25 protein-coding genes are annotated in these 24092 nt (G+C 66.1%); 11 read left to right on the top strand and 14 right to left on the bottom strand.

What is annotated here, in order from left to right:
• The first annotated feature begins 54 nt into the window (after positions 1-54).
• Complete coding sequence (locus tag H289_RS30150; protein ID WP_020100430.1) at positions 55-546, top strand: helix-turn-helix domain-containing protein; 492 nt, start codon at positions 55-57, stop codon at positions 544-546.
• On the opposite strand, the gene H289_RS0108915 is transcribed toward H289_RS30150, so the two are convergent.
• Positions 494-949, bottom strand: coding sequence for a winged helix-turn-helix transcriptional regulator (locus tag H289_RS0108915; protein ID WP_020100431.1), 456 nt, complete (start codon positions 947-949; stop codon positions 494-496). The two genes, H289_RS30150 and H289_RS0108915, sit on opposite strands and share 53 nt — an antisense overlap.
• A 105-nt stretch (positions 950-1054) precedes the next feature.
• On the opposite strand from H289_RS0108915, the gene H289_RS0108920 reads away from it, so the two are divergent.
• Entirely contained in the window at positions 1055-2248 is a 1194-nt protein-coding gene (locus tag H289_RS0108920; protein WP_020100432.1) for an MFS transporter, read from the top strand.
• Here the strand turns inward: H289_RS0108920 and H289_RS0108925 are convergent.
• Positions 2241-3569, bottom strand: coding sequence for an aminotransferase-like domain-containing protein (locus H289_RS0108925; RefSeq protein WP_020100433.1), 1329 nt, complete (start codon positions 3567-3569; stop codon positions 2241-2243). The genes H289_RS0108920 and H289_RS0108925 overlap by 8 nt on opposite strands.
• A gap of 189 nt (positions 3570-3758) precedes the next feature.
• Here H289_RS0108925 and H289_RS0108930 point away from each other — a divergent pair, with 189 nt between their 5' ends.
• Positions 3759-4160, top strand: a complete 402-nt coding sequence (locus H289_RS0108930; protein WP_029104988.1) for a PaaI family thioesterase — start codon at positions 3759-3761, stop codon at positions 4158-4160.
• A gap of 19 nt (positions 4161-4179) precedes the next feature.
• Here the strand turns inward: H289_RS0108930 and H289_RS0108935 are convergent, their stop codons facing one another.
• Positions 4180-4776: a TetR/AcrR family transcriptional regulator gene (locus H289_RS0108935; protein WP_029104989.1), complete on the bottom strand. Its 597-nt coding sequence runs from the start codon at positions 4774-4776 to the stop codon at positions 4180-4182.
• A gap of 221 nt (positions 4777-4997) precedes the next feature.
• On the opposite strand from H289_RS0108935, the gene H289_RS0108940 reads away from it, so the two are divergent.
• Positions 4998-5429, top strand: a complete 432-nt coding sequence (locus tag H289_RS0108940) for an MmpS family transport accessory protein (protein ID WP_225433674.1) — start codon at positions 4998-5000, stop codon at positions 5427-5429.
• Complete coding sequence (locus tag H289_RS30155; protein ID WP_020100437.1) at positions 5426-8305, top strand: MMPL/RND family transporter; 2880 nt, start codon at positions 5426-5428, stop codon at positions 8303-8305. Before H289_RS0108940 ends, H289_RS30155 begins: the two co-directional genes overlap by 4 nt.
• Here H289_RS30155 and H289_RS0108950 read toward each other — a convergent pair.
• Positions 8292-9893 (bottom strand): FAD-binding protein, encoded by a 1602-nt coding sequence (locus H289_RS0108950; RefSeq protein WP_029104990.1) that lies wholly within the window; start codon positions 9891-9893, stop codon positions 8292-8294. The genes H289_RS30155 and H289_RS0108950 overlap by 14 nt on opposite strands.
• A 123-nt stretch (positions 9894-10016) precedes the next feature.
• Here H289_RS0108950 and H289_RS0108955 point away from each other — a divergent pair, with 123 nt between their 5' ends.
• Both H289_RS0108955 and H289_RS30160 read left to right on the top strand, forming a co-directional pair.
• Entirely contained in the window at positions 10017-10616 is a 600-nt protein-coding gene (locus H289_RS0108955) for a TetR/AcrR family transcriptional regulator (protein ID WP_036420321.1), read from the top strand.
• Positions 10617-10850: 234 nt separating this feature from the next.
• Positions 10851-11291 carry a hypothetical protein gene (locus tag H289_RS30160; RefSeq protein ID WP_081633351.1) on the top strand — a complete coding sequence of 147 codons (441 nt, stop codon included), beginning with the start codon at positions 10851-10853 and terminating at the stop codon, positions 11289-11291.
• Here the strand turns inward: H289_RS30160 and H289_RS0108965 are convergent, their stop codons facing one another.
• Positions 11292-12326 (bottom strand): zinc-dependent alcohol dehydrogenase, encoded by a 1035-nt coding sequence (locus H289_RS0108965; protein WP_036420395.1) that lies wholly within the window; start codon positions 12324-12326, stop codon positions 11292-11294.
• A 59-nt stretch (positions 12327-12385) separates the two neighbouring features.
• Between H289_RS0108965 and H289_RS0108970 the strand changes: the two genes are divergently transcribed.
• Positions 12386-12976: a TetR/AcrR family transcriptional regulator gene (locus tag H289_RS0108970; RefSeq protein ID WP_020100442.1), complete on the top strand. Its 591-nt coding sequence runs from the start codon at positions 12386-12388 to the stop codon at positions 12974-12976.
• A gap of 10 nt (positions 12977-12986) precedes the next feature.
• Here H289_RS0108970 and H289_RS0108975 read toward each other — a convergent pair whose 3' ends face one another.
• The 3 genes from H289_RS0108975 to H289_RS0108985 are packed head-to-tail and all read right to left on the bottom strand — an operon-like array spanning position 12987 to position 14375.
• Positions 12987-13283, bottom strand: a complete 297-nt coding sequence (locus H289_RS0108975) for a DUF1330 domain-containing protein (RefSeq protein WP_029104992.1) — start codon at positions 13281-13283, stop codon at positions 12987-12989.
• 26 nt (positions 13284-13309) lie between these two features.
• A complete protein-coding gene (locus H289_RS0108980) occupies positions 13310-13873 on the bottom strand; it encodes a hypothetical protein (RefSeq protein ID WP_020100444.1) in 564 nt (187 codons plus the stop codon).
• Positions 13874-13883: 10 nt separating this feature from the next.
• The gene (locus tag H289_RS0108985; RefSeq protein ID WP_020100445.1) at positions 13884-14375 is read right to left on the bottom strand and encodes a universal stress protein; all 492 of its coding nucleotides are present in this window, start codon (positions 14373-14375) and stop codon (positions 13884-13886) included.
• A gap of 233 nt (positions 14376-14608) precedes the next feature.
• Here H289_RS0108985 and H289_RS30165 point away from each other — a divergent pair, with 233 nt between their 5' ends.
• The gene (locus H289_RS30165; RefSeq protein ID WP_020100447.1) at positions 14609-15262 is read left to right on the top strand and encodes a VC0807 family protein; all 654 of its coding nucleotides are present in this window, start codon (positions 14609-14611) and stop codon (positions 15260-15262) included.
• On the opposite strand, the gene H289_RS0109000 is transcribed toward H289_RS30165, so the two are convergent.
• The 6 genes from H289_RS0109000 to H289_RS0109025 all read right to left on the bottom strand — a co-directional run bounded on the left by H289_RS0109000 (position 15240) and on the right by H289_RS0109025 (position 22139).
• Complete coding sequence (locus tag H289_RS0109000) at positions 15240-16088, bottom strand: sugar phosphate isomerase/epimerase family protein (protein ID WP_020100448.1); 849 nt, start codon at positions 16086-16088, stop codon at positions 15240-15242. The two genes, H289_RS30165 and H289_RS0109000, sit on opposite strands and share 23 nt — an antisense overlap.
• The gene (locus H289_RS0109005) at positions 16085-17083 is read right to left on the bottom strand and encodes a Gfo/Idh/MocA family protein (protein WP_020100449.1); all 999 of its coding nucleotides are present in this window, start codon (positions 17081-17083) and stop codon (positions 16085-16087) included. Before H289_RS0109005 ends, H289_RS0109000 begins: the two co-directional genes overlap by 4 nt.
• Positions 17080-18582, bottom strand: a complete 1503-nt coding sequence (locus H289_RS0109010) for a PucR family transcriptional regulator (RefSeq protein ID WP_020100450.1) — start codon at positions 18580-18582, stop codon at positions 17080-17082. Before H289_RS0109010 ends, H289_RS0109005 begins: the two co-directional genes overlap by 4 nt.
• Positions 18583-18635: 53 nt before the next feature.
• On the bottom strand, positions 18636-20048 hold the full coding sequence (locus tag H289_RS0109015) for a purine-cytosine permease family protein (RefSeq protein WP_020100451.1): 1413 nt from the start codon (positions 20046-20048) through the stop codon (positions 18636-18638).
• Positions 20049-20111: 63 nt separating this feature from the next.
• Positions 20112-20504, bottom strand: coding sequence for a hypothetical protein (locus H289_RS0109020; RefSeq protein WP_020100452.1), 393 nt, complete (start codon positions 20502-20504; stop codon positions 20112-20114).
• A 9-nt stretch (positions 20505-20513) separates the two neighbouring features.
• Positions 20514-22139, bottom strand: coding sequence for a GMC oxidoreductase (locus H289_RS0109025; protein WP_020100453.1), 1626 nt, complete (start codon positions 22137-22139; stop codon positions 20514-20516).
• A 201-nt stretch (positions 22140-22340) separates the two neighbouring features.
• On the opposite strand from H289_RS0109025, the gene H289_RS0109030 reads away from it, so the two are divergent.
• Both H289_RS0109030 and H289_RS0109035 read left to right on the top strand, forming a co-directional pair.
• The gene (locus H289_RS0109030; RefSeq protein WP_020100454.1) at positions 22341-23258 is read left to right on the top strand and encodes an NAD-dependent epimerase/dehydratase family protein; all 918 of its coding nucleotides are present in this window, start codon (positions 22341-22343) and stop codon (positions 23256-23258) included.
• Between the two features lie 31 nt (positions 23259-23289).
• Positions 23290-24081, top strand: coding sequence for an SDR family NAD(P)-dependent oxidoreductase (locus H289_RS0109035; RefSeq protein ID WP_020100455.1), 792 nt, complete (start codon positions 23290-23292; stop codon positions 24079-24081).
• Positions 24082-24092 lie beyond the last annotated feature (11 nt).

Here is a 24092-nt window from a genome sequence, read left to right on the forward strand (position 1 = left end):
CAGCTTGATTCGAGGGGGAACTCGATGGCCAGCAAGAATCGTCGCCAATATTCAGTGGACACAGCAACTTTCGCGGCACGTCTCAATCGATTGTTCGACACCATCTGGGCTCCCGGCCGGGGGCCGTATCGCAACTTCGAGGTCACCGAAGCGCTCGACCGACGCGGGCACCGGCTGTCGGCCCCCTACCTGTCGCAACTGCGCTCGGGTATCCGGAGGTACCCGTCCCCGCGCACCGCGGTGATGTTGGCAGAGTTCTTCGGCGTCGAGGTCGAGTACTTCGACCCCGATACCAGTTATGCGCGTGCGCTCGACGCGGAACTGGACTGGCTCGATGTTGTCCACGACAAGAGTGTCCGCGAACTCACCACGGCACTCCTGACGCTGACGCCCAGCCAGCGTGACGACCTGCTCGAGCAGGCCGGCGCATATCAATTCGACTGTATGGCAACCATTGCCGAGCAGATGGAGGTGCTGCCGCCGACCGTCGTCGTCACGGGGCGACCCAACCGTCGGGCCGCACGGGCCGGGTGTGCTCGGGCTTGATCTCGTCGCCCCCGGGCGATTGATACCGCAATCTCGGCAATGCCGCACCGGTACGCGAGTCGACGTACGCCGTGCGCGGCTCGTCGTCGGTGAACGCGTTGTCCGCACCCCATTCCCGCAACGCGACCATGAGGTGAAAGAGCTTCTCCCCCTTGGGCGTGAGTACGTATTCTCGATAGGACGAGCCGCCCGCGTCGGGACGCAACTCCATCACCCCGGCTTCGACCAGGTGCTGCAGACGTCCCGACAGGATGTTCTTCGCGACGCCGAGGCTGCGCTGGAACTGCGAGAACCGCGATAACCCTTCGAAGGCATCGCGAAGGATCATCAACGTCCACTTGTCGCCGACGATGTCGACGGTGCGCGATACCGGACAGGTCGATCGAGCCAGTCGACTGCTCATGACACCCCTCAGATTCATGTGGTTGCACTTTGCAACCACATTGCTTATGGTCTGGTTGCAATCTAGTACCACTTTCTCGGATGCTCCAGAGGGACGGCCCATCGAATGTCGTGCACGACCGAAACCGATACCCGGCAGATACAGACCATCGGCACCGGGATGGCCCTGCTCCTGGCCTTCGTCAGTGGCGCCGCGGTGGCCAATGTCTATTACGCTCAACCACTTCTGGACAACCTCGGCTTGCAGCTGCACATGTCCGCGGCTCAGTTGGGCTGGGTCACAACGGCGACGCAGGGTGGCTACCTGCTCGGGCTGATCCTGGTGGTGCCGCTGGGCGATCGCTTCGACCGGCGCCGCATCATCCTCGTGCAACTCGCGGTGACCGCGCTGGGACTTCTCGGGGCTGCTGTCGCGCCGTCGGCGTGGACGTTCCTCGCGTGCTGCGCACTCTTCGGCGCGGCCTCGACGGTTGTCCAGGTGATCACCGCGTTCGCCGCGGCAACCAGCCCGCCCGACCGGCGCGGGCGCACCGTCGGCGTCGTCACGACCGGTGTGGTACTCGGAATCCTGTTGGCCCGCACTGTTTCCGGAGCCATCGCCGGCTTGTGGGGCTGGCGCGCGGTGTTCGTCGTGGCGACACTTGTCATGGTGGCGGTCAGCGGTTGGCTGGCCGCGACACTCCCTCGCGACACCGTTGAGAAAGTCGCCGTGCCCTACCGTCGGGCAATCACCTCCGTCGTCGCCCTCACCCGGAGTGACAGGGCATTTCGGGTGCGAAGCCTCATCGGCGGACTGATGTTCGCCAGCTTCGGCGCCGCATGGGGATCGATGGCACTTCCGCTCGCCGCGCAGCCGTGGCACCTGACCGCGACACAGATCGGACTGTTCGGCATCGTCGGCGCCGCCGGGGCACTCGGTGCGTCGGGTGCGGGCCGGTGGGCCGACGCGGGTCACGCCCAGCTCGCCACCGGCGGGATGCTCGTCGTGTTCCTCGCCTCGTGGCTTGCCATCGCCCAGGCCCCGAGCTCGCTGCTACTGCTCGGAATCGGTTTGATTGCACTCGATTTCGCGGGCGAGGCACTGCACGTCATCAACCAGCACATCATCGTGGAGTCCGATCCGACAGCGACCACCAGCCTCATCGGCGGCTACATGGTCTATTACTCGATCGGTACGGGTCTCGGCGCCATCGCCGCCACCGTCGCGTACGCGCACGCCGGATGGAGCGGCACGAGCGTGGTGGGTGCCGTGTTCGCACTGGCCGCCCTCGGTGTGTGGATCGGCGACCGGCTCAGGTGATGGCCAGCGCGCTGCGGCAGCGGTCGAGCAGGCCGGCGAGCTCCTGGATTTTCGGGTTCGCAAGCGCGATCCGGATGGCGTTGGGTGCGGTACCTCCGATCGCGAAGGCGTCGCCGGTCGAGACGAGGATGCCGGTCTGAGCCAGGCGGTGAGCGGCCTGATCGCTGCGGATCTCCGCAGGCAGCTGGAGCCAGCCCGAGTACGACGCCGGATGAGCCTGATAGTCGAAGCCTTCGAAGGCGCGTCGCGCGATGGCCTGCCGTTCCCGCGCGTCTTCACGCCGGGCCTTCTCGAGCCGCGACACGGTACCGTCGCGAATCCAGCGGGTGACAAGAGCCGTTGCGAGAGAACTGGTTCCCCAACTCGTGGCTCGCAGCGCCCGGACCAGCCGGCTGCGATCCGCGGCCGGTGCCACCAGATACCCGGCGCGCAGACCTGTAGCGAGATTCTTCGAGAAGCTCCCCACGTAGAAGGTCCGTTCCGGCGCAAGCGTCTGGATGGGTGCGGGCGCGGCAGGCGCCAGGAACGCATAGGTGGCATCCTCGATGATGGCGAAGTCGTACCGGCGGGCCAATGCGGCGATGTGTTGTCGCGCAGCGGAATCCAGGACGAATCCGAGTGGGTTGTGCACGGTCGGCAACACGTACAGAACGGCGATCTTGCGCCGCCGAGCGAGCCGGCCGAGCGACTCGAGGTCCGTGCCGTCCGGCCCGCACCGCACTGCCGCCAGATCCAGACGGCGGCTGTCGGCGAGCAGCTTGAGCCCCGGGTACGTGACGGCATCGGCGGCCAGCGTCGACCCCGGGTCGGTCACCGCGGTGAGGACGACGTCGAGTGCGTGTTGCGCACCGGCGGTCAAGAGCACATTGCCCGGCGGGACATCGAGTCCGCGATCGAGCAGATGGGTGGCCACGGCGGCAGCATCGACAGTACGGCCACCCGGCGGCTGCTGGAGCAGCAGCGCCCCCAGGTCACCTTCGGCCGCCAGGTCGCGGAGCGCATGACGGAGCTGCTCCGACTGCTCGGTCGCGAGAGGCTGGTTGAAGGACAGGTCTGCGACGCGCGCGCCGGCCGGCAACCGCAGCGGCTCCAGGCCCGCAAAGCCACTGAGATCCCTTACGTACGTACCTCTTCCGGGCTCCCCCACCACAAGGCCCGCCGCCGTGAGTTCGCGGTACACCTTGGTGGCCGTGGGCAGCGCGATCCCGCGCTCCAGTGCCAGCTCACGATGGGTCGGCAGTCGCGTTCCCGCCGGCAGGTCACCGGCACGGATGGCGGCAGCGATCTCATCGGCGACGATCTTGTAGCGCTCCGTCCGCACCGCGGTCCTTATCCCTATGACAATCTGTTGATTGCATCAGTTTAAGGATCGTAGGTTCGGGTGTCAGCCGCTCCCGGCTGCAACCCCGAGGAGAAACAGATGCCCGATACCGAAGCCGACCAGCTGCCCGTGCTGGAGTTCCTGCAGCGGCGCCTGGCGGGTACCTCGCAGCCGGACGACCGTACTCATATGAGATATCCAACGGCGATCTCGCAGCTGCTCGACTTCGAGATCACCGAAATCGGTTCCGGCACTGCGTCCGTGACCGTCAAGGTCGACGCGGACCGGCACGGCAATCAACAGGGGACGGTGCACGGCGGGTTCCTCGTCGAGCTCGCCGACGCGGCGATCGGGACGGCGCACTCCACGCTCATGCGACCGGCTGAGTCGTTCACGAGCATCGACCTACGCGCGGTGTTTTTGCGTCCGGTGTGGAGTGACACGCTGACCGCCCGCGCCGTCCCAACGCACTCGGGCAAGACGATCACGCACTACCACTGCGACATCGTGCGCCAGAGTGACGGCAAGACCGTCGCCACCGCCACGAGCACCGTCATGACGCTGGTCGGTGACCGGGCGTCCGGACGCTGACCACGACGGGCCTGCCGGCCTACTTCGGCCGGTGGCGGGTGAGGCTGGGCAGCAGCACATCGTCGACCATGATGCGCACCGTCTCTTCGGTGGGTGGCCGATCGGAGACGAGCGCCCGGAACACCAGGTATCCGGGCAGTACGTCGAAGATCTCCTCGTCGATGGCTGCGGCGTCGATCTCGCCGCGTTCGACAGCGTCGGCCAGGACACCGTCGATCACCAACTTGCGCTGTAGGACGAACTTCTCCTGCATGACCGACTGGAGGCCGGGGCTGTGTGACATCTCGTTGAGCACAGCCCGCATGGTCCGGGTATGTACCTGAGCCTGCTCGCAGACGGACCGGCCGATCTCGAGGAGATCTCCACGGAGCGAGCCGGTGTGCGGCGGCACCGCCGAGTTCCGGGTGCCTTCGATGAAGGCGGCCAACACCAGGTCGGCCTTCGATGGCCAGCGCCGGTACATCGTCGCCTTGCTGGCCTTGGCCCTGGTCGCCACCGCTTCGACGCTCAGCCGGTCATACCCGTGCTCCTGCAACAACTCCAGCGTGATCGCCAGCAGTTCGGCTTCGCGCTCACTCCACGGGCAGCTCGAGGCATCGCACATGTCGCCCGACATCGCCACACCTCTTCCTGATCGCACACAGATGGAATACCAGAGTTACACCACGGTGTTGCACCTCGTTAAGGCATTGAGCGCAGGGTTTTGCTCATATGTCAACCCGGTTGCGATCGCGCGTACGGTACCGTACCGTTCTCCGTTACGGGACGATTTGACGAGATCGCTGCGGCTCTTCGTCATCGGGGGCGTCGAAAGGCTGTGGCTTGAGCAAGTTTTCGGTGAGCAAGTTGGCACGCCGGCAGTGGATCGCCATCGTGGCGATTGTCGTGGTCGCCTTGGTCGCATTCAGTGTCGACCGATTGCGGGGCATCTTCGGCTCCGACAACGAGATATCGCGGCCCGGATCAGAAGCCCTGGAGAACACGGGCTACAACCCGAAAAAGGTGCTGTTCGAGGTATTCGGCACGCCCGGATCCGTGGCCACCATCAACTTTCTGGACATCAATGCGCAGCCGCAGCGCGTCGAGAACGTCACCCTGCCGTGGTCGCAGGAGCTGACGACCGACGACCCGACCATGTACGCCGACCTGCGCGCCCAGGGTGACGGCAGCACCATCGGGTGCCGCATCACCGTCAACGGCATCGTCAAGGACGAAAGGTCCACGAACCACGTGAACGGATACATCTCGTGCCTGGACAAGACCGCATGAGCGAGCACCGGACCGATCCCGCCGTCGAGGGCTCCCTGCCGGCCCGCCTCATCCGCAAGCTGTCCCTACCGATCCTGCTGATCTGGATCGTCATCGCCGCCGGCTCCAACACCATCGCACCGCAGCTCGAGGTGGTCGGCTGGGAACGCTCGGTCGGGCAGAACGCAGCCGATGCGCCGGGCATTCTCGCGATGCGGCACATCGGCGAGGTCTTCCACGAATTCGATTCCGACAGTGCGGCAATGCTCGTCATCGAGGGCGACCAGCCGCTCGGGCCCGAGGCACACAACTACTACGACGGCTTGGTGAAGCGGCTCCAGGCCGACAAAGAGCACGTCGAACACGTCCAGGACTTCTGGGGTGACCCGCTCACCGCCGGCGGCTCCCAGAGCAAGGACGGCAAGGCCGCCCTGACGCAGCTGTATCTGCGCGGCAATCAGGGCGAGGCGATGTCGAACATCTCCGTGGACGCCGTGCGCAAGATCGTCGCCGATGATCCGCCGCCGCCCGGTATCCGGGCCTACATCACCGGCGCTTCGCCATTGGTGACCGACAACTTCGAGGTCGGCAGCGCGGGCACCAACGAGGTCACCGGTGTCACGTTCCTGGTCATCGGCATCATGTTGCTCTTCGTCTACCGATCACTGGTGACGATGCTGATCGTCCTGCTGACGGTGGCCGTCGAGCTCATGGCGGCCCGCGGTGTCGTGGCCGTTCTCGCCCATGCCGGCGTCATCGGTCTGTCCACTTACGCGACGAACCTGTTGACCCTGCTGGCCATCGCGGCGGGCACCGACTACGCCATCTTCGTCGTCGGCCGCTACCAGGAGGCGCGCGGCAAGGGCATGGACCGAATATCGGCCTACCACGACATGTGGCACGGCACGGTCCACGTCATGGTGGGCTCCGGCCTGACGATCGCCGGCGCCGTCGCGTGCATGAGCTTCGCCCGGCTCCCCTACTTCCAGACCCTCGGAATCCCCGCGGCCATCGGGGTTCTCGTGACGTTGGCGGCCGCGCTGACGCTGGGCCCCGCGGTCTTGTTGATCGCCACCCGCTTCGGACTGATGGAGCCCAAGGTCGCCCAGCGGGCGCGCGGCTGGCGCAAGATCGGTACCGCCATCGTGCGCTGGCCCGGACCGATCCTCGTGGTCACCGGCGCGATCGCGCTCATCGGGGTGTTCGCCCTGCCCGGCTTCGAAGTCAGCTACGACAACCGCCCGTACATCCCCGCCAGCGCACCCGGCGTCGTCGGTATGGAAGCCGCCGAAAGGCATTTCACCGAGGCCCGCATCAACCCCGAGCTCGTGATGATCGAAGCCGACCACGACATGCGGAATCCGGCGGACATGCTGATCCTCGAGCGCGCGGCCAAGGCCGTGCTGCACACACCGGGAATCGCTCTGGTGCAATCGATCACGCGCCCGCTGGGCACGCCGATCACGCACAGCTCCATCCCGTTCCAGATCAGCGCATCCAGCGCGAGCCAGATCATGAACCTGGGCTACCAGAAGGACCGGGCCAACGATCTGCTGAAGCAGGCGGGCGAGATCGACAATACGATCGGCGTGCTCAAGCAGCAGCTCTCGCTGCAGAAGCAGAGCGCGGCAGCGACCCATGAGCAGGTCGAGGCGTTCCACGACACCGTCGTCACGGTCAACGATCTGCGCAACAAGCTCGCCGATTTCGATGACCAGTTCCGACCGTTGCGGAACTACTTCTACTGGGAACCGCACTGCTTCGACATCCCCATGTGCGCGGCGCTGCGGTCGGTGTTCGACTCGCTGGACGGTATCGCCGATCTTTCCGACAAGTTCGGCAACATCACGGCCAGCCTCGACAAGTTGGACGCTCTGCAGCCGCAACTGGTCGCGCTGATCCCGCCGCAGATCGCCATCCAGGAACGCAATCGTGAACTGACGCTGTCGAATTACGCGACCACGGGTGGCACCAACTCCCAGAGCGACGAGGCCCTGAAGAACGCGACGGCCATGGGCAAGGCGTTCGACGACGCCAAGAACGACGACACGTTCTACCTGCCGCCCGAGGCCTTCGACAACGCCGACTTCAAGCGCGGGCTCAAGCTGTTCCTGTCACCCGACGGCAAAGCGGCGCGCATGATCGTGACGCACCAGGGCAACCCCGCCAACCCCGAGGCCATCCCGCACATCAACGCGATCAAGGACGCGGTGTTCGATGCCCTCAAGGCGACACCCATGTCGGACGCCAAGATTTACATCGCAGGTATCGGCTCCACCAACAAGGACATTCAAGAGGGCACCAAGTACGACCTGTTGATCTCCGCACTGGCGGCAGTCGCGCTCATCCTGCTGATCATGGTGATCGTGACCCGCAGCATCGTCGCCGCGGCCGTCATCGTCGGTACCGTCGTGCTGTCGCTGGGCGCATCGATCGGTTTGTCGGTTCTGGTGTGGCAGTACATCTTCGGCATCCATCTGTACTGGGTCGTGGTGCCGCTCGCGATCATCCTGCTGTTGGCGGTCGGCGCCGACTACAACCTGCTGCTGGTGTCCCGGTTCAAAGAGGAGATGCATGCCGGCCTCAACACCGGCATCATCCGGTCGATGGGTGGCACCGGCAGCGTCGTCACGGCAGCCGGTCTGGTGTTCTCGGCGACGATGGCCGCGTTCATCTTCAGTCCACTGGTGATCCTCGGGCAGATCGGCACGACCATCGGCCTGGGTCTGCTGTTCGACACGTTGGTGGTGCGCTCGTTCATGACACCGTCGATCGCCGCACTACTGGGCAAGTGGTTCTGGTGGCCGCAGATCGTGCGCCAGCGCCCGGTTCCCGCCCAGTGGCCATCGCCGGCCCAGAAGTCCGACGACGACGACCTGTCGCTCAGCGAGCGCTGACGGAAGGGAGCTGGACGACGTGCGCGCCGGCACGTCGTCCGGAGAACACGCAGTCGGCGAGCGACAGTCCGCTCACGTAGGAGTTGGCGCAGATGCCGAGCGCGGTGCGTCCTGCCGCGAAGAGGCCGTCGATCGCTTGTCCCTCAGGGGTTTTCACGGCGCCGGTGTCTTCGTCGACGATGAGGCCGCCGAGGGTGAACATCGGGCACGGGTTGATCAGGCTGCGCTTGATCGAGATCGCGATCAGCGAGTAGGGCCCCTGTTCGATGGGGTGGACGTATTCGGCCGGCTTGCCCATCGGATCCGGGCGCCCCGCTGCCGCCGCCTCGTTGTGCTCGGCGACGGTCCGGCGCAGTCCCGCCGCGTCGACGCCCGCCTTGGCGGCGACGGCCTCGATGGTGTCGGCCTCCACGCGATCGGCCCGCAGCATCGCCTCCATCTGCACGCGCTGGAACCAGATCGCCTGCTGCGGTAGCTGTTTGCGCGCCTGTTCGAGCAACGTGCGGTCGGCCAGGACCCAGCCCCGGCCGTTGTGGCCCTGCACCATCGCGTTGCCGATGGCTGCGCCGTACCGGGTTTCGTCGACGAAGCGCTGTCCGTGTTCGTCGACGACAAGCCCGCCGAGCATCGCACTGGGCGGCGTGATGAACCGCCACGCGGATACGTTGTCCAGGCGGTCCACGGCCGCGCCGACGTCGACAGCCAACTGCATGCCGCTACCGTCGTCCGCACTGGTGCCGAGCTGCAGGCCATCGCGATAGCCCGGAGCGTGCTGCTCGATCAGTTCGCGATTCGCGATATAGCCACCGGCACAAAGGATCACGCCTTTGCGGGCAAGGATATCGACCGTCTGGGCGTACCGGCGCTCGATGGCGGCCAGACGCCGCTCCATCACCGCGCGCAGCGGCGGGTAGTAGATGCCCGGCTTCACGGCGAGCGCGCCGTACATCGCGTAGCGCCGCTGCACCCACGCCGGGGCGTGCGCCAAGGTGTTCGTCCGGACCCCTACGACCCGACCGGCAGCGTCGGTCAGCAGTGTGTCGGCGCGCGTGTGGAACATCGTGCGCACGCCCGCCCGGCGCGCTGACGCCGCCAGTGGGTGATAGATCTTCTTGCCCGAAGCACCCGGCCCCTTGGCCCGGTGACCGCGCTGCACCGGTGGGGTGAGCGCACGGAAGTGTCCGGAGTTCTCGCTCCCCGAGTAGTACAGGTAGTACTTGTTGTTGGGGTACGACGTCTTGTACGGGCACACCGATGCTTCGAACGGCACGCCGTGTGCGGTGAGCCAGTCGATCATCGCGGGGCTGCCGTCGACGAACCGCCGCAGTGTTTCCGGCCGCACCGAGTCGCCGACCTCGGCGTGCAGGTAGGTGTACATCGCGTCGGCACTGTCGTCGATGCCGGCCTGGCGCTGGACCCACGTGCCACCGCCGGCGTAGATGATCCCGCCGGACACCTGCGTGGCACCGCCCCCGTTGAAACGGTCGATGGCAAGAACGTCCGCGCCCTGAGCGCGCGCTTCGAGCGCCGCCGACACGCCCGCGGCTCCGTAGCCGACCACAACGACGTCTGCGGTGACGCTGCTCATGTTGATCACTCCCGACCTTGCACCTAGAACTAGTGGTTTAGACTCTGAGTACAACATATCAGTTTGGATGTCGGTTCCACGGTCCCAGAATTCCGCCGGCGTGCTGCTCGTACACTTCGATTCGTGGTTGAGCAGACGGGACGGGCCGTGCCCGCGGCGGTGGCGAGCAAGCTCTATGCCGCGGCCGACCTGATCGCCGCCAAAGGCCTGGAAAACACGAAGATCGAAGAGATCGCCGCCGCATCCGGCGTGCCGAAGGCCACGCTGTACTACTACTTCACCGGCAAGGACGACATCCTCGGTTTTCTGCTGCGGGATTCACTGGGCGACCTGGCTCGTGACGTTGCCGCTGCCGCCGACTCCGCCGGTAGCGGCAAGGAGCGGCTCGTCGCGGTCATCACCGCGCAGGTGGCGCACACGATGAACCGGCCGGGCACCAGCATGGCGCTGGTCGGCGACCTGGGCCGCGCCATCCGCCTCCCCGACCTGGCCTCCGCCGTCCAGGACGCGTTCTACGAACCCATCGCGCGTGTGCTCGAGGCCGGTGCCGCCGACGGCACCCTGAAACGTGTCGCGGAGCCACACACCGATGCGGTCAGCATCTTCGGCGCGGTCATGATGACAGCGCTGTTGCACAACGCCGTCGGCTCGGGAAAGACGCAGCGCGACGTCGCCGGTGCCGTCATCGACTTCGTCCTGAACGGCGTCGCGCCGGCGAGCTAGGCACGCCGCCAGCGCCGGCATCGTGCCGTGGGTGGCGATCGATACCTACCCCGGGAGTAGGAAGCACCAGGCCGATCTCCGACCGCAGCACGATCCGGGCCGCCCCCTGACCTTCATAGGCTGTTGAACACGCAGTGCGTCAATCTATTTCACGCACGGACAAGAAGGTTCACAGTGACCACCGCAGCAACTACCCGGGCCGCAATCGCGCGAGCCGTGGTCATCTCAGCGGCAATGAGTGCAACCTTGACGACGGTGGCCACGTCGGCATCCGCATCGCCTGCCCATCGGATGCTCCTGCTCGCCAACATGCACACGTGCGACTTTCAACTGGTGACTACGCAATTGGGTCGCGCGAGCGCAAGACCCTTCGCCAAGATCACCTCGGATGGGCACATCGCGGTCGCGCACATCGACGTGACGAACGGCGCCGACGACGCGCGCTACGTCGTGCGGGTGATCCCCGCACCACACGCGGCGCTGGGCTGCCTGGCCGGTGATCCCAGCATCACCACCGGGACACTCGTCACCGATGCCTACGGCAGCGGCAGCGTCACACTGCAGGCGCCCATCCCGGCCGGCACCACCGGCATGTGGCTGGCAGTGGACCTGCCGTCGGCTCACTCGCAAGTTCCGGCGGAGTTCTACAGCAGCAACTACATCGCGCCGGTCTGATCAGTACGAACCATCGCGCGTGACAACAACTTTCATCGTGGGCTCCGCCAGCGCGTCGATGGCGTCGTCCCACGCGGCATGGGTGGTGGTGACGAGCGTGGGGTCGAACTCGCCGGCTGCGACGAGTTTCAGCACCTCGGGAATCGCCGGGCGGACGTGTGCACGTCCGGCGTGCAGGGTGCAGCAGCGCGAGTACATCGCGAACATCGGGATCTGCGGATCCTGAAGGTACACAGAGGTACTCGTGCACACCCCATCGGCAGCGGTGCTGTTCAGCGCACAACGAAGTCCGGCTTCGGTGCTACTGGAGTCCACCGTGATCGCGAAACTGCCGACCTTTCGGGCCGGTACACCGTCCACCACCGCCGCACTGTATTTCTCCGCGATGGACAGCCGCTGCGGGTCGGTGTCGACATAGGTCACCGATCCGGCCCCCGCCGCCACTGCGAGCCCAACCGCATACAGCCCGATCGAGTGCGGCCCGCCCGCGCCGCCGACCACCAGGACTTCCGCGCCTGGCTCAGCGGCTAGTTGAGGCCCGACGGCCCGCCAGGCGTCCGGGATGTTGTCGCTGGCACTGGCGACGACGGCGGGGTCGACACCGGGCGGCACGGGGACCAGCATGGCGTCGGCGTGCGGAACCCGGACCCGATCAGCGAGCAGACCGCCCCACTGCAGCCCGCCCATCTGCCCCAGCCCGAAAGTCGACATCCTGGGATGGCTCGCACAGTTGCCGGTGCGCCCGCGTCGGCACGGTTCGCAAGTGCCGCATGAGATTTGGAACGGTACGACGACCAGATCCCCGATCGCCACGCTGTGTACGTCGGCGCCGATTTCGATGACCTCAGCGACACCTTCATGCCCCAACGGATACGGACCCGGCAAGGGATAGCCGCCCCGGAGGACGAGCGTGTCGAGGTCGCATGTCGCGACCGCCACCGGCCGAACGATGGCCTCCCCGGGGCCGGTGAGTACCGGGGCGGCGACATCATCCCACCGCAACGAGCCGGTACCGAGCAAGGTCAGAGACTGCATCAATGACATAGGACGAGTGTCTTAGTATGACGTTTGTCTTGTCAAGCTATTCTTTCTCGATGCCCCGCATCTCCGATTCGCGCGATCGCATCGTCCGCTCGGCCGCAACGCTGTTCCGGCGTCAGGGTTTTGCCGCCACGGGATGGCGTCAGGTCATTGCCGAAAGCAGCGCACCATGGGGATCGCAGGCCCACCACTTCCCCGGCGGCAAAGAGCAATTGGCCGGCGATGCGTTGACCGGCGCGGCGGCGGAGTACGAGCAGATGCTGCGGTACGCGATGTCACAGCACGGGCCGGCCGACGCCGTCCGCATGTGGACCAAAGTCGGTGCGCGCGAACTCGAACGCAGCGGCTGGGCGGACGGCTGCCCGATCGCCACGGTGGCCCTCGAAACCTCCGCCCAGTCCGAGACGATCGGCGCGGTGTGCGATCGAGCTTTCACCAGCTGGCGGAAGGTGATCGCCGAAGCCCTGACCGCGGCAGGGCTGTCAGGTGACGAGGCCGCCGACGTGGCCCTGACCGTGCTGGCCGGAATAGAAGGCGGGCTCCTACTCGCCCGCGCGGGCCGCGACGGCAGCGCGCTGACCACGGTCGGTCAGCAGTTGGCCGGACTCATCGAGTCGCGGATCGCCGCCGTAGCCGGGGCCTAGGGTATTCCGCCTAGGACGCACCGATTCCCTTGACGAGCAGGACGACGGCATCCGACCCGGCCCGGCGGTCGACCGAGATTTCCTGATACTCAGGTGAATTCGCCCATTCACGGAACGACGACTCGTCGGGGAACGACATCAGGACCACCTTCTCGCGATCCCAGTCGCCTTCGATGACCGCGGGCGCCTCGTCGGCGGCGAGGATGGTTCCCGCGTACTTCGCGAAGATGCCCATGAACCGGCTCTGATACCTGTCGTAGGCGGGCCGATCCGTAAACCGAAGCTGCGCAATGGCATACACCGTCATGCAGGCACGGTACCCCGTCGGCGCCGTCAGACTCCGGTCCAGGCGCTGGCAATCCGCTTGCCGATGTCGACGACTTTCGCCTGCTGCGCCTCGGGCGCTTCGATCCGGCGGCCGACCTGCTTGGCGATGACGCGCTTGATCTCCGAGTCGACATCGGCCACGATCCGCAGGAGCTCGCCCCGCAGCGTCTGGGACGTCACGTTGACGGTGATGTCTTTGCGATGCGGCTTCGGGATATCGATGATGAGCAGCAGCGGTTCCGCGGCGCGTGCGGTGGCGATCAGCGCGATCTCGCCCGTCACCTCGAAACGGGAGCGGTCCACGCGCAGGTCGATGAGCAGATCGATGTCCAGCGGAATGCGAACGTCGAACGCGATCATGTCGCCGTCTCTACGTGTCACCTGTGGTTGCTCGATGCTGACCCGCGCCGTCACCCGCGCGATCCCGGCCGGCCCCGCGGGAAACGGCCCGAGCTCGAAGGTGTCGCCGGCCATCGTGCCGAAGCCCTCGGCCACGCGGTCAGCGGTGACCGCGATCTCGAAGAACTTTCGGCCGAACTCCTCGTACGTGGCGTAGTCGTGCGTCGACATGGGCACCGGGTCAGTCGACGGTGTGCACGATCAAGATGTCGATCTTGGCCTTACGCGCAACGTCGGCAGGCACCGAGCCCAACAGGCGTCCCGCTGTCGTGTTCAGTCCGACATCGCCGACGACGATCAGGTCGGCGTCGACGTCTCGTGCCAGCGTGGTCAGTGCTTCCACGGGCGCACCGATCACCGACCGCTCCACGACATCCTGTGCGCCCGCGCCACGCGCGAGTTCGCCGGCGTCGCGGAGAATCTCGTACACGTGCGCGTCACCGTGCACCCGGTATCCGGCGTCACGCCCGAGGACATCCTCGGCCCGCCGATCACTGGCCTTTTCCGGTGCGGCCGCTCGCGCCCAGCTCCCCTTCTCGACTTCGTGGAAATGGGCCGTCGCAATCACCAGTTTGGCGCCCTGCTGAGCGGCGAACATGGCGGCGTGCTCGACTGCCTTCATCGACGAGTCTGAGCCGTCAGTCCCGACGAGAACGGTCCGATAGCTGCCCATGGCTGTCTCCTTACGGGAGTGAGGTCGAGACGACAGTAGCGCGGATACGCCGGTTGACGTGGGCTTTTGACGTTCATCACCGGTGGGCGACGCCAGCAGCTCCCCCGTTCGGTGGACAGCGATTTCCTCCCCCTCATCAACCATTCGCCGGACAGACCCGCGGCGGCCCGAGCGAGACGCTGTAGGCATCGCTGAACCGCGAGGCCACCGACTCGTCCGGGAAGGACATCACCATGACCGCCATGTCGATCGACACCATCGGACCGGAGCCGGTCGACCGCCCGGACGTCGCCCGATCCGCTGCCAAACGCCGCGTGATCATCCGGACCGTCCTCGAGATCGGCACCCCGTTGGTCGCCTTCTACGGCCTTCGTGCCACCGGGCATTCCGAGTACTTCGCATTGTTGGCCGCGACGATCGTCGCCGGTATCCCGGTGGCATACGGGCTTGTGAAAGCTCGTCAGCTCGATCCGTATTCCGGATACCTCATGTTGATGTTCGGCCTGACCCTGGCGGTCGCACTGGTCACCACCGATCCCCGGCTGGTGCTGGCCGGGCAGACGCTCGTCGGCGGCGTGGCGGCCGCGGTGTTCCTGGCGAGCTGCGTGCTCGGAAAGCCCATGACGCACTTCGTCGCAGCCCGATTCATGCCGGCGGCCACGACGCACACCCCGACCGCCGCACTGCACGCGTTGCACATCCGGCTGAGTGCCGTGGTCGGCGTCGGCCTGCTGATTCAGGTCGCCGTCCTGCTGGGCATCATCTTCACGTTCCCGTTCGACGTCGCCAACGGCTTGGTCAACGTCGTCGGGTCCGTCGTCGTTCTGGTCATCGGCGCGGTGGTGGCCCTCATGGTCCGTCGCTTCAAGCAGTCCTTGGCCGGCTGAGCCGGCGCTGCCGCAACAGACCCTGCGCCGCTTCGACGCAGGGTCTGAGCCGTTCTGCGGGGCCGACGCCGGCCAACGCCAGTGCGCGTTGTGGTACTTCCAGTCCGATGACGACGTCGTCGGGAAGTGCCGCAAGGATTTCCGCCAGCGGCAGCTCACCCTCCCCCGGCACCATCCGTTCGAACATGGCTTCTTCGGCATAGTTGTCGGTCTGTGGCGCCAGGGTGGTGTCGCAGAGTTGCCCGTAACCGATCCGGTCTGGAGTGAGCGCGGAGATGTCCCCGGCGCCCGAACCCGACCGCACCAGGTGCATGGTGTCGACGAGGAGCCGGACGTCGGGCCGCGAAACCTGTTGGAGCACAGCAATTGCAGTGGACAGATCACCGATCGTCAGGCCTGGCACGGGTTCGATGACGGTCTCGATCTGCCGCTGGGCGGCGAGTTCTGCAAGGGTGCCCACCTGATCGCAGGTGCGGTCGAGGTCCGGATCGAGGCTGACCACGTTGATGCGCGGCACCCCCAGCTCGGCCATCAGGTCGAGATCCCGCGCGAATGACCGCATGTCGGCGCCGGGCAGCACGAGGAATCCGTCCCCCAGCGAGATGCTGACGCCGCGGTGATCCATGGCGGCCAGCAGGTCTGCCCGCAGCCGACTGTCGTCCAGGAGCGAGAACGGTGGATAGCCCAGTGGCAGCACGGCGAGGGTCCGGAGGAAGACCGTGATGTACCGGCACCCGAGATCCGCGGCCAGATCCACGAATTCGAGGGGCGGCAGGCCGAATGCACTCAGTGCCTCGATGCCGAGCCGATCCCCAGGCGGTGTCATGCCGGCTCCCGCACCGGAAGTCCGGCGGCCCGGTAGACGGCATCGATGACGGTCATGTTCTCGACCGCATCCTGTGGCGTGGTCTTGACCGGTTCGCCGCGCAATACCGCACCGGCGAAGGCGTCCAGCTGATAGCTGTAGGACGCGCGCCGTGGAAATCGTTCCACGCGTTTGCCGTTCGCGGTGCGGACCGCGAGGCGGTGGTACAGCTGGGGCAGCACGGGATTGAGGACCCGCAGCTCGCCGTGCTCTCCGATGACCCGCGCGCTCATCGCGAGCAGGCTCGTCGACCACATACTGCAGCGCATGCGGCCGGTGTGCCCTGCGGGGTAACGCAATTCGGCCGTCATGGCGCGGTCGACCTGCCCGTCCCGGAGTTTCGCCTGCGCCGATACCACCTCGGGAGTACCGCCGCCGAAGATGCGCGCCATGTGGATGGCGTAGCAGCCGCCGTCCATCGTCGCGCCACCAGCGAGCGCGTAGTTGTACCGGATGTCGGAGAACTTGGGCAGCGGAAAGCACATCGCCGTCTCGACGTGCTGCAGCTTCCCCAATTCACCTGAGCCGATGATCTCCTCCACTCGCAGCGCCAGCGGGTGGTAGCGGTAGTGGAACGCCTCCATCACCACGGGGTCTGTCGCCGCCGCCCGCTGTGCGATGTCCTGGGCCTCAGTTGCGTTGGCGGTGAACGGTTTTTCGCAGAGCACATGTTTACCGGCGTCGAGGGCGGCCCGGATCCACCTGCCGTGCAGGCCATTCGGTAGCGGGATGTACACCGCGTCCACCTCGGGATCCGCGATCAGCGCGTCGTAACTCCCATATGCGGTACCGATGCCGTGACGCGCGGCGAACTGGTCGGCCCGCGCGGTGTCACGTGCGGCCACCGCCGCCACGACGACATCGCTGCGGCCCCTCGCCGGTTTGATGAGCGCCAGCGGCGCGATCCGGGCCGCACCGAGAACGCCGATCCGCACCGGCGGGGCCGTCGCCGTCACCTGCTGCCGCCCAACAGGTCTCGTGACTGCAGTGCCAGCCACAGCTGCGCGATATCGGCGGTATCGGTCAGATGGGCACCGGTGAGTTCTTCAACTTTGTGGATGCGGTAGAGCACCGTCTGGCGGTGCACGTTCATCGCTTCGGCAGTGCGCTGCCACGACCGTTGGTTGGCCAAGAACGCCTCCAGAGTTTCGACGAGCCCCGTCCGGTGCTGCGCATCGTGTTCGATGAGCGGACCCAACCACCGCTCCACCATGGCCTGGGCATCGTCCACCCCACCCACGCCCAACCACGAGGTGGCGCTGCCGTACCGAACCAGTCGCGCGTCGGTCCGTTGCGCGGTGCCCAGCGCCCAGGTCGCTTCGCGCGCCGATTCCGCGGAACGAGCCACCGATTGCAGCGCCCGGCTGGCACCGACCCTGGCGTTCGGACCGAGCGATGCGACGATGGCGTCGACGGCTTCGTCGGTACCGGGGACGACGGCGTGGGCGACGCCCGAACGAAATGCCGTCACGTGCGGAATCCGGCGGCGCCACAACGCCACATGGAGATCCCGTAGCCGTCGTTCATCGGCACCGGTTGCCGAGACGAACACCGAGTGCGTCGGATCGAGTCCCAGGGACAGCAATTGGCGACGCCCGCCCCGGCGGTCGATACTGCCGTCCATGAGCTGGGCCGTGAGCTCGGCGCCTGAGCGGCGGGTGTGTTCGAGCGCCAGGTGCGTCTGAGACAGCTCGAGGGCCACGACTGTCGCCGCATGCTGGATGAGCACGCCGTCGAGGGCCACGCCGCCCTCGCGGATGACCGCCAGGACCGCGTTGTCGTGCGTGGGCACCTCGCCGACCAGGACCTCGACGCCGCTGGGCGTCAGCACCGACCGGGCACCGGCGACCAGGGTGCCCTGTGACGCCGTCCGGACCGTGGCTTTCACATCGTCGGGCGGGTGCGGGCCATCGGGGTGATACGCCTCGGCGGTCACGCGATCGCAGACGAAGACCGGGCACCGCAGCTCCTTGGTGAGGGCATCGGCGGTACGCGACCGGGCCACATCGCCACCGGTGGTCCGGCGCAGTGCGTCGTAGATACGTGCCGTCCGCATGAGGCGCTGAGACTGTTCGAGGAGCGTGGCCTCGGCGATGGCGCGCGAAATCGCCACGAAGGGCATGGGATAGCGAATCCAGAGCACCGGCAGGCCGAGGCGTTCACTGGCCTGCGTGAATCGTTGGGTGAGCTTCGGGCAGTACATCTGCTCGCCGATGGCCAGTCCGCTGGCGCCGATCCGGTGCAGTTCGTCGAGCAGTTGTTCCTGGCCGTCGGCGTCGGCGGGAAACGACATCCCGTTGGTCATCAACAACTCACCGCTGCTGACCCATTGCCACGGTTCGGGCAGATCCGACGTGTGCGTCCAGGTGACCTGTCGGTCCAGACCTGCCTTGCCCGAATGCAGCCGAAGCTGAAGGTGCGGCATGTCCAGCAGTTCGCGAACGGTGATGCTCACCGGCTAACCGTATCTCGCGACACGATCACCGAACGCGATTGCGGACAACTGGCTTATGGCGTGACCTCCGCGGCGACCGCAACCGGAAGGGCGTCGGCGCGCTTCTGCCACAGTTTGATCAGGCCGAGATAGATGAAGAAACTCGCCACCGTGCCAACGACCCACGCGGTATCAATGCCACCGATCCTGTTGGCGACCGGGCCCGTGTAGATAGCCGTTGACATGAACGGGATTTGGATGACGAAGCCGAGGAAGTAGCTGAGGACAGCCGGTACGTTGAAGGCGCCGTAGCCGCTCCTCGGGTCACTGAACGACGCCGGGTCGTAGTCGCCATGCTTCACCATGTAGTAGTCGATCAGGTTGACGACGCTCCACGGAATCAGCAGGTACATCAGGATGCTGATGAAGTTGGAGTACTCGGCCAAGAAGTTGTCGGTCAAGCTGATGGCCGCGACGAAGACCGCGATCCCGATCACCGCCGCGACGACATTGCGGGCCGACGACTTGGGCGACCATGTCAATTTGAAGGCCTGGATACAGGTCAGCGTGCACAACGATGATCCGTACATGTTGATGACGCCGGCGTCGATGGCGCCGAAGAAGAACACCAGCATCACGAAGACGAAAACTGGACCGGGCATGATGCTCGACAGATTCGCCAGCTGGGCATCAGCGCCCAATCCGGCAACCAGGAGCGCACCGACGATCATCGCGCCGACGGCGCCGAAAAAAGTGCCGGCGTAGGTGTACCAGAACGCAGCACGCGACGAGGTCGACTTCGGTAGGTAGCGCGAGTAGTCGGAGACATACGGCGCATACGACAGCTGCCAGATCCCGGCAACCGACGCCATGCTCAGGAACCCGATCCAATTGAAGGACCCACCGGCACCGCTGCCGGGGTTGTGGTGCAGTGCGGCGCTGGACGTATAAACCAGAGTGAGCACCAGGGCCACGGCCGAGACCAATACCATCACCCGGTTCAGCCGGAGGATGAGCTGGTAGCCGATCACCACGGTGGCCACGGTGAGCAGGGTGCTGATGGCAACTGCGGCAGTGGTATTCAGCGACGTGAAGACCGCGCACAGGGTCTGCTGTGCCAACACCATCAGGGCGACGATCCAGCCGATATAGGCGAATATGACCACCACGATGACCAAGAGTGAACCGTACATGCCGAACTGCGCGCGCGCCTGAATCATCTGCGGTACGCCGAGGCCCGAACCCTGCACCGAATGCAGGGCCATGAACACCGCGCCGATGGCACTGCCGACGATGACGGCGATGATCGTGGATTTGACGTCCAGCTTGTAGATCGTCGGGCCGAGAAGGCCGGTCACCACCGCGAGCGGGATGATCTGGACGGTGAACCAGAACGAGAACAGGTGTCGCACCTGTCCGGTGCGCTGGGATTCCGGCACCGGTTGAATGGTCAGATACTCGACCCTCGAGCCACTGTCATGCGGCATGGGACACGTCCTTACACGTTGGGGTGGTGATGATTTCAGGATGTTCGGTGAAGAACGGCAGGATCAGCGGATGACGAAGCCGCGGTCGACGACGGTCTCGAGCATCTCGATGTACGTGTCCGTGTCGTCGCGGGCAACGCGTGGTGCCGCGTCGTACGGCATCGCGGATTTGACTGCGGGACTGAGGAAATAGGCCCCTGCGGCGAGAACGGTGAGTGCCTCGAACTGCTCGGGCTGCCCGATCGCAAGATCGTCGAGCGCGGTTTCGGGGTCTTTTCCGGCGCTGGAGTCCAGTGCGGCGGTGAGATCGTCGACGAGGTCGTGCCGGTAGCGCAGCACCTGATCAAGCAGGACGCCGGAGACCTCTGCCGTGGTGGCCGACGGCATGGTGTCGCTTGCGGGGATGAGCGCTTCAGCCAAGGTGGCGAACACCTGGCGCTGTTCGGAAGTGAGCATGGTTCTTCCTCAGAATGCCGTCGGGATACTGGAGCGGGTTTCGGCCAGATGCCGCATGGAGCGCAGGGCGACGGCCATGATCGTGGCGGTGGGGTTCATGCCGGTGGAGGTGACCATGGTGCTGCCGTCGATGATGAACAGGTTCGGGATGTCGTGGGTGCGGCCCCATTCGTCGACGACGGACGTGGCCGGGTCGGTGCCCATCTTGGTGGTGCCCAGCAGGTGCCAGGCGCTGTGCCGCACGACCGGAACCGGGTGCACCTCAACGGCTCCCGCGGCCTCATGCGCCTCGATGGCGCGTGCGACGTTGAAGTCGAGCATCCGCTGACAGTTTTCGCCGATCTCGTAGTGGATCTTGGCGGCGGGGATGCCGTCGGAGTCGGTGACGTCGGGATCCAGTGTGACCGTGTTGGATTCGTCGGGCAGGTCCTCGGTGGTGATGCCCCACTCGGTGTAGCGGCCGAACGTGCGCGCCAGGCGCGGATGGAAGTTGGCGCCGAAGCTGTCACGCCAGTTGCTGCCCGGCTCCCACAACGTCTGGGCCAGCGGGCCGCCGGTGGGCATCAGGTTCCACTTGGCGCCGCGCACGAAGCCGCGGCTGGTGTCGGTCTCGTAGAACTGCAGCGACTGCAGTGCCTGGCCGGCCGGACCGAGCCACGTCTCCAGGTCTTCGTCGTAGGCGCCGTAGACCGACGCGTAGGGATGGGTCATCAGTCGCTTGCCGACGAGGCCTGACGAGTTGGCCAGGCCGTCGGTTGCGGAGTTCAGCAGGAGGCGCGGCGTGCCGATTCCGTTGGCCGCCAGCACCGTTACCCGCGCGCCCTGGTGCCGCAGGGTGCCCTTGCGGTCGATGTATTCGGCGCCGGTGACCAGACCCTTCTTGTTCGTCGTCAGGCGGCTCACGCGGGCGCCGGTGACCAACTGCACGCCGAGTTTGATCGCGTCGCGCCAGTGGGTGATGTCGGTGCTGGCCTTGGCGCCGACCGGACACCCGGATTCGCAGGCGCCGTAGCGCTGGCAGCCTTCCTGGTTCTTGTACTTGCGGGAGGCGATGGCGTTGGGCGCGGGCCACCAGTGCCAACCCAGCTTGTCCATGCCTTTGGCGGCGACGAGGCCGTACTTGCCGATGGGCAACGGCGGCAGCGGGAACGTGTGCGAATCGGGATAGGCCGGATCGCCTTCCAGACCGGAGGCGCCGATGTGGTGGGTGACCTCGTCGAGGAACGGGCGCAGATCGTCGTACGTGAACGGCCAGTCCTCGGCGACGCCGTCGAGGGTCTTGACCCGGAAGTCCGACGGCATGGGCCGTACCCAGTGCCCCGAGAACATGATGGTGCTGCCACCAACGCCGTTGAACATCAACGGTTCTACGGGGCTCTCGCTGCTGTCGATCGGGTAGTCGGCCTGGTTCTGCCGGACATTGGGGCTGGCGTTCCACTGCTTGAGGCGGGTCAGTTCCCACTCGGGCTTGCCGGCGGTGAAATCGTCGGGCAGGTTCCAGCCGCCCTGTTCCAGGCAGACGACCTTCAGGCCCTGCTGGGCCAGTTCGAGGGCCGCCACGCCACCGGACGCGCCGGCCCCGATGATCAGGACGTCGGGCTCGTCGTCGATGTGTTGTGTGTTCACCAGTCGCACTCCAAGTCGGTCACTTCTGTTGGTCAATGATGCGTGGATCACACCCGCGCGGTGAGCGCGAATCCGCACAAGCCCATGAAGTCGCCTTGTGCAATCGCACAAGGTCAGACAACGAGCCTCGACAGTTCATCCGTTGCCGCCGGTAGAGCAGCAACGGCAATGTGATCAGCACGGCGAACGCCAAGGAAAAGGAAGACAACGATGACCACACTCGTCACCGGCGGCCGCGGCTTTGTGGGCCGCCATCTGGTGGACCAACTACTGGCCGACGGTGAGCGGGTCATCATGTACAACCGCGACTACTCCGTAGACCCCCGAGCCGGAGTAGTCGCGGTTCTTGGCGAGCTGTTCGACATCCCCCGTCTCACCGAGACGCTGCGCGCCTACGAGGTGGATCGCATCATCCATACCGCGGGCCAGAGCCACCCCGCGCTGTCGATCGAGCTGCCGGTGACCACGTTCGCCGCGAACGCCGATGGGACACTCGCGGTTTACGAAGCGGCGCGGATGACGGGCGTACGCCGGATCGTCTTCTTCTCCTCGGAATGCGCCCTGGGCAACATCACCGAGCCAGGCCCCGTCACCGAGGACATCAAGCCCGCGCCGACCACCGTGTACGGCGTGACCAAGGTGGCCGGCGAGATGCTGGGCAGCGCCTACAACTCGCTGTACGGCATGGAGATCGTCTCGCTGCGCATCACCGAGGTGTACGGCCCCGGGCTCTGGATGCCCAGCCTGCTCGGCGACATGATCCGGGCCGGGCTGCGCGGCGAGACGTTCACCCTCGAGTCCGGCGGTGACCATGGTTTCCAGTTCGTGCATGTCGAAGACGTCGCCACCGCAGCCCGGCTGGCCTCCACCACCGACACGCTGACCCAGCAGGCCTACTTCGTCTCGGGCGGCGACCGTATGACGGTGTTCGAGACCGCCGCGCTGCTCCAGAAATACCTGCCGGAGGCCCGCTTCGAGATCGGCCCGGGCTACCTGACCGACTGGGACCGCCAAGTGCAGTTCGACCTGTCGCGCTCCACCCGCGACCTCGGTTACGAGCCGGCGTGGGGGCTCGAGAAGGGCCTCCAATCACAGATCGACTGGATCCGGTCCACTGAGCAGCTCTGAGGAATCGAAGGGACAACGCTTCATGGGAGACATGACGAACCGTATTGCCCTGGTGACGGGAGCCTCCTCGGGGATCGGGTTGGCCACCGCCGCGACGCTGGCCCGGGAAGGCGCCGACGTGGCAGTGCTGGCCCGCCCGGAGGACGACCTGTCCGAAGCGGTGCGGCAGGTGACGGCGTATGGCCGGCGGGCGCTTCCGGTGAGTGTCGACGTGCGTGATTCCGCCGCGGTGCGGGCTGCCTTCGCCCGGGTCGAGGCCGAGCTCGGGCCCATCGATGCCGTCCTGAACAATGCTGGAATCTCCCGTGTCGCACCGCTTGTCGACACCACCGACCAGGATTTCGACGACCTCATGGCGATCAATGTCGCCGGATCGTTCTACGTGCTGCGGGAGGCGGCCCGGGTCATGCAGCCCCGCGGTGCCGGCACCATCGTCAACACCGGCTCGGAACTTGCTCTCATGGGACAGCCCGGCTTCGTCGCCTACACCGCCACCAAGGGCGCCATCGTCGCGATGACCCGCAGCGCCGCAGCGGAATTGGTGTCCTGGGGCATCCGCGTGAACTCGGTGTGCCCCGGCACCACGCGCACTCCCCTGTTGATGGTCGAATTCGAGGACAGCGCCGACCCCGAGGCCGAGATCGCCGAAATCGCCTCCAGCGTCGCCGCCGGACGGTTCGGCGAGCCGCAGGAGATCGCCGAAGCCGTGGTGTTCCTGCTGTCCGACCGGGCCAGCTACGCCGTGGGCACGCATCTCGTCGTCGACGGCGGACGATCCACCTGCATCCCCGCCGGCACCATCGGCGTCTCCCAGAACGTCTGACCCACAAGGAG

This window comes from Mycobacterium sp. 360MFTsu5.1, from assembly GCF_000383495.1.
In the GTDB taxonomy this organism is placed as follows: domain Bacteria; phylum Actinomycetota; class Actinomycetes; order Mycobacteriales; family Mycobacteriaceae; genus Mycobacterium; species Mycobacterium mucogenicum_B.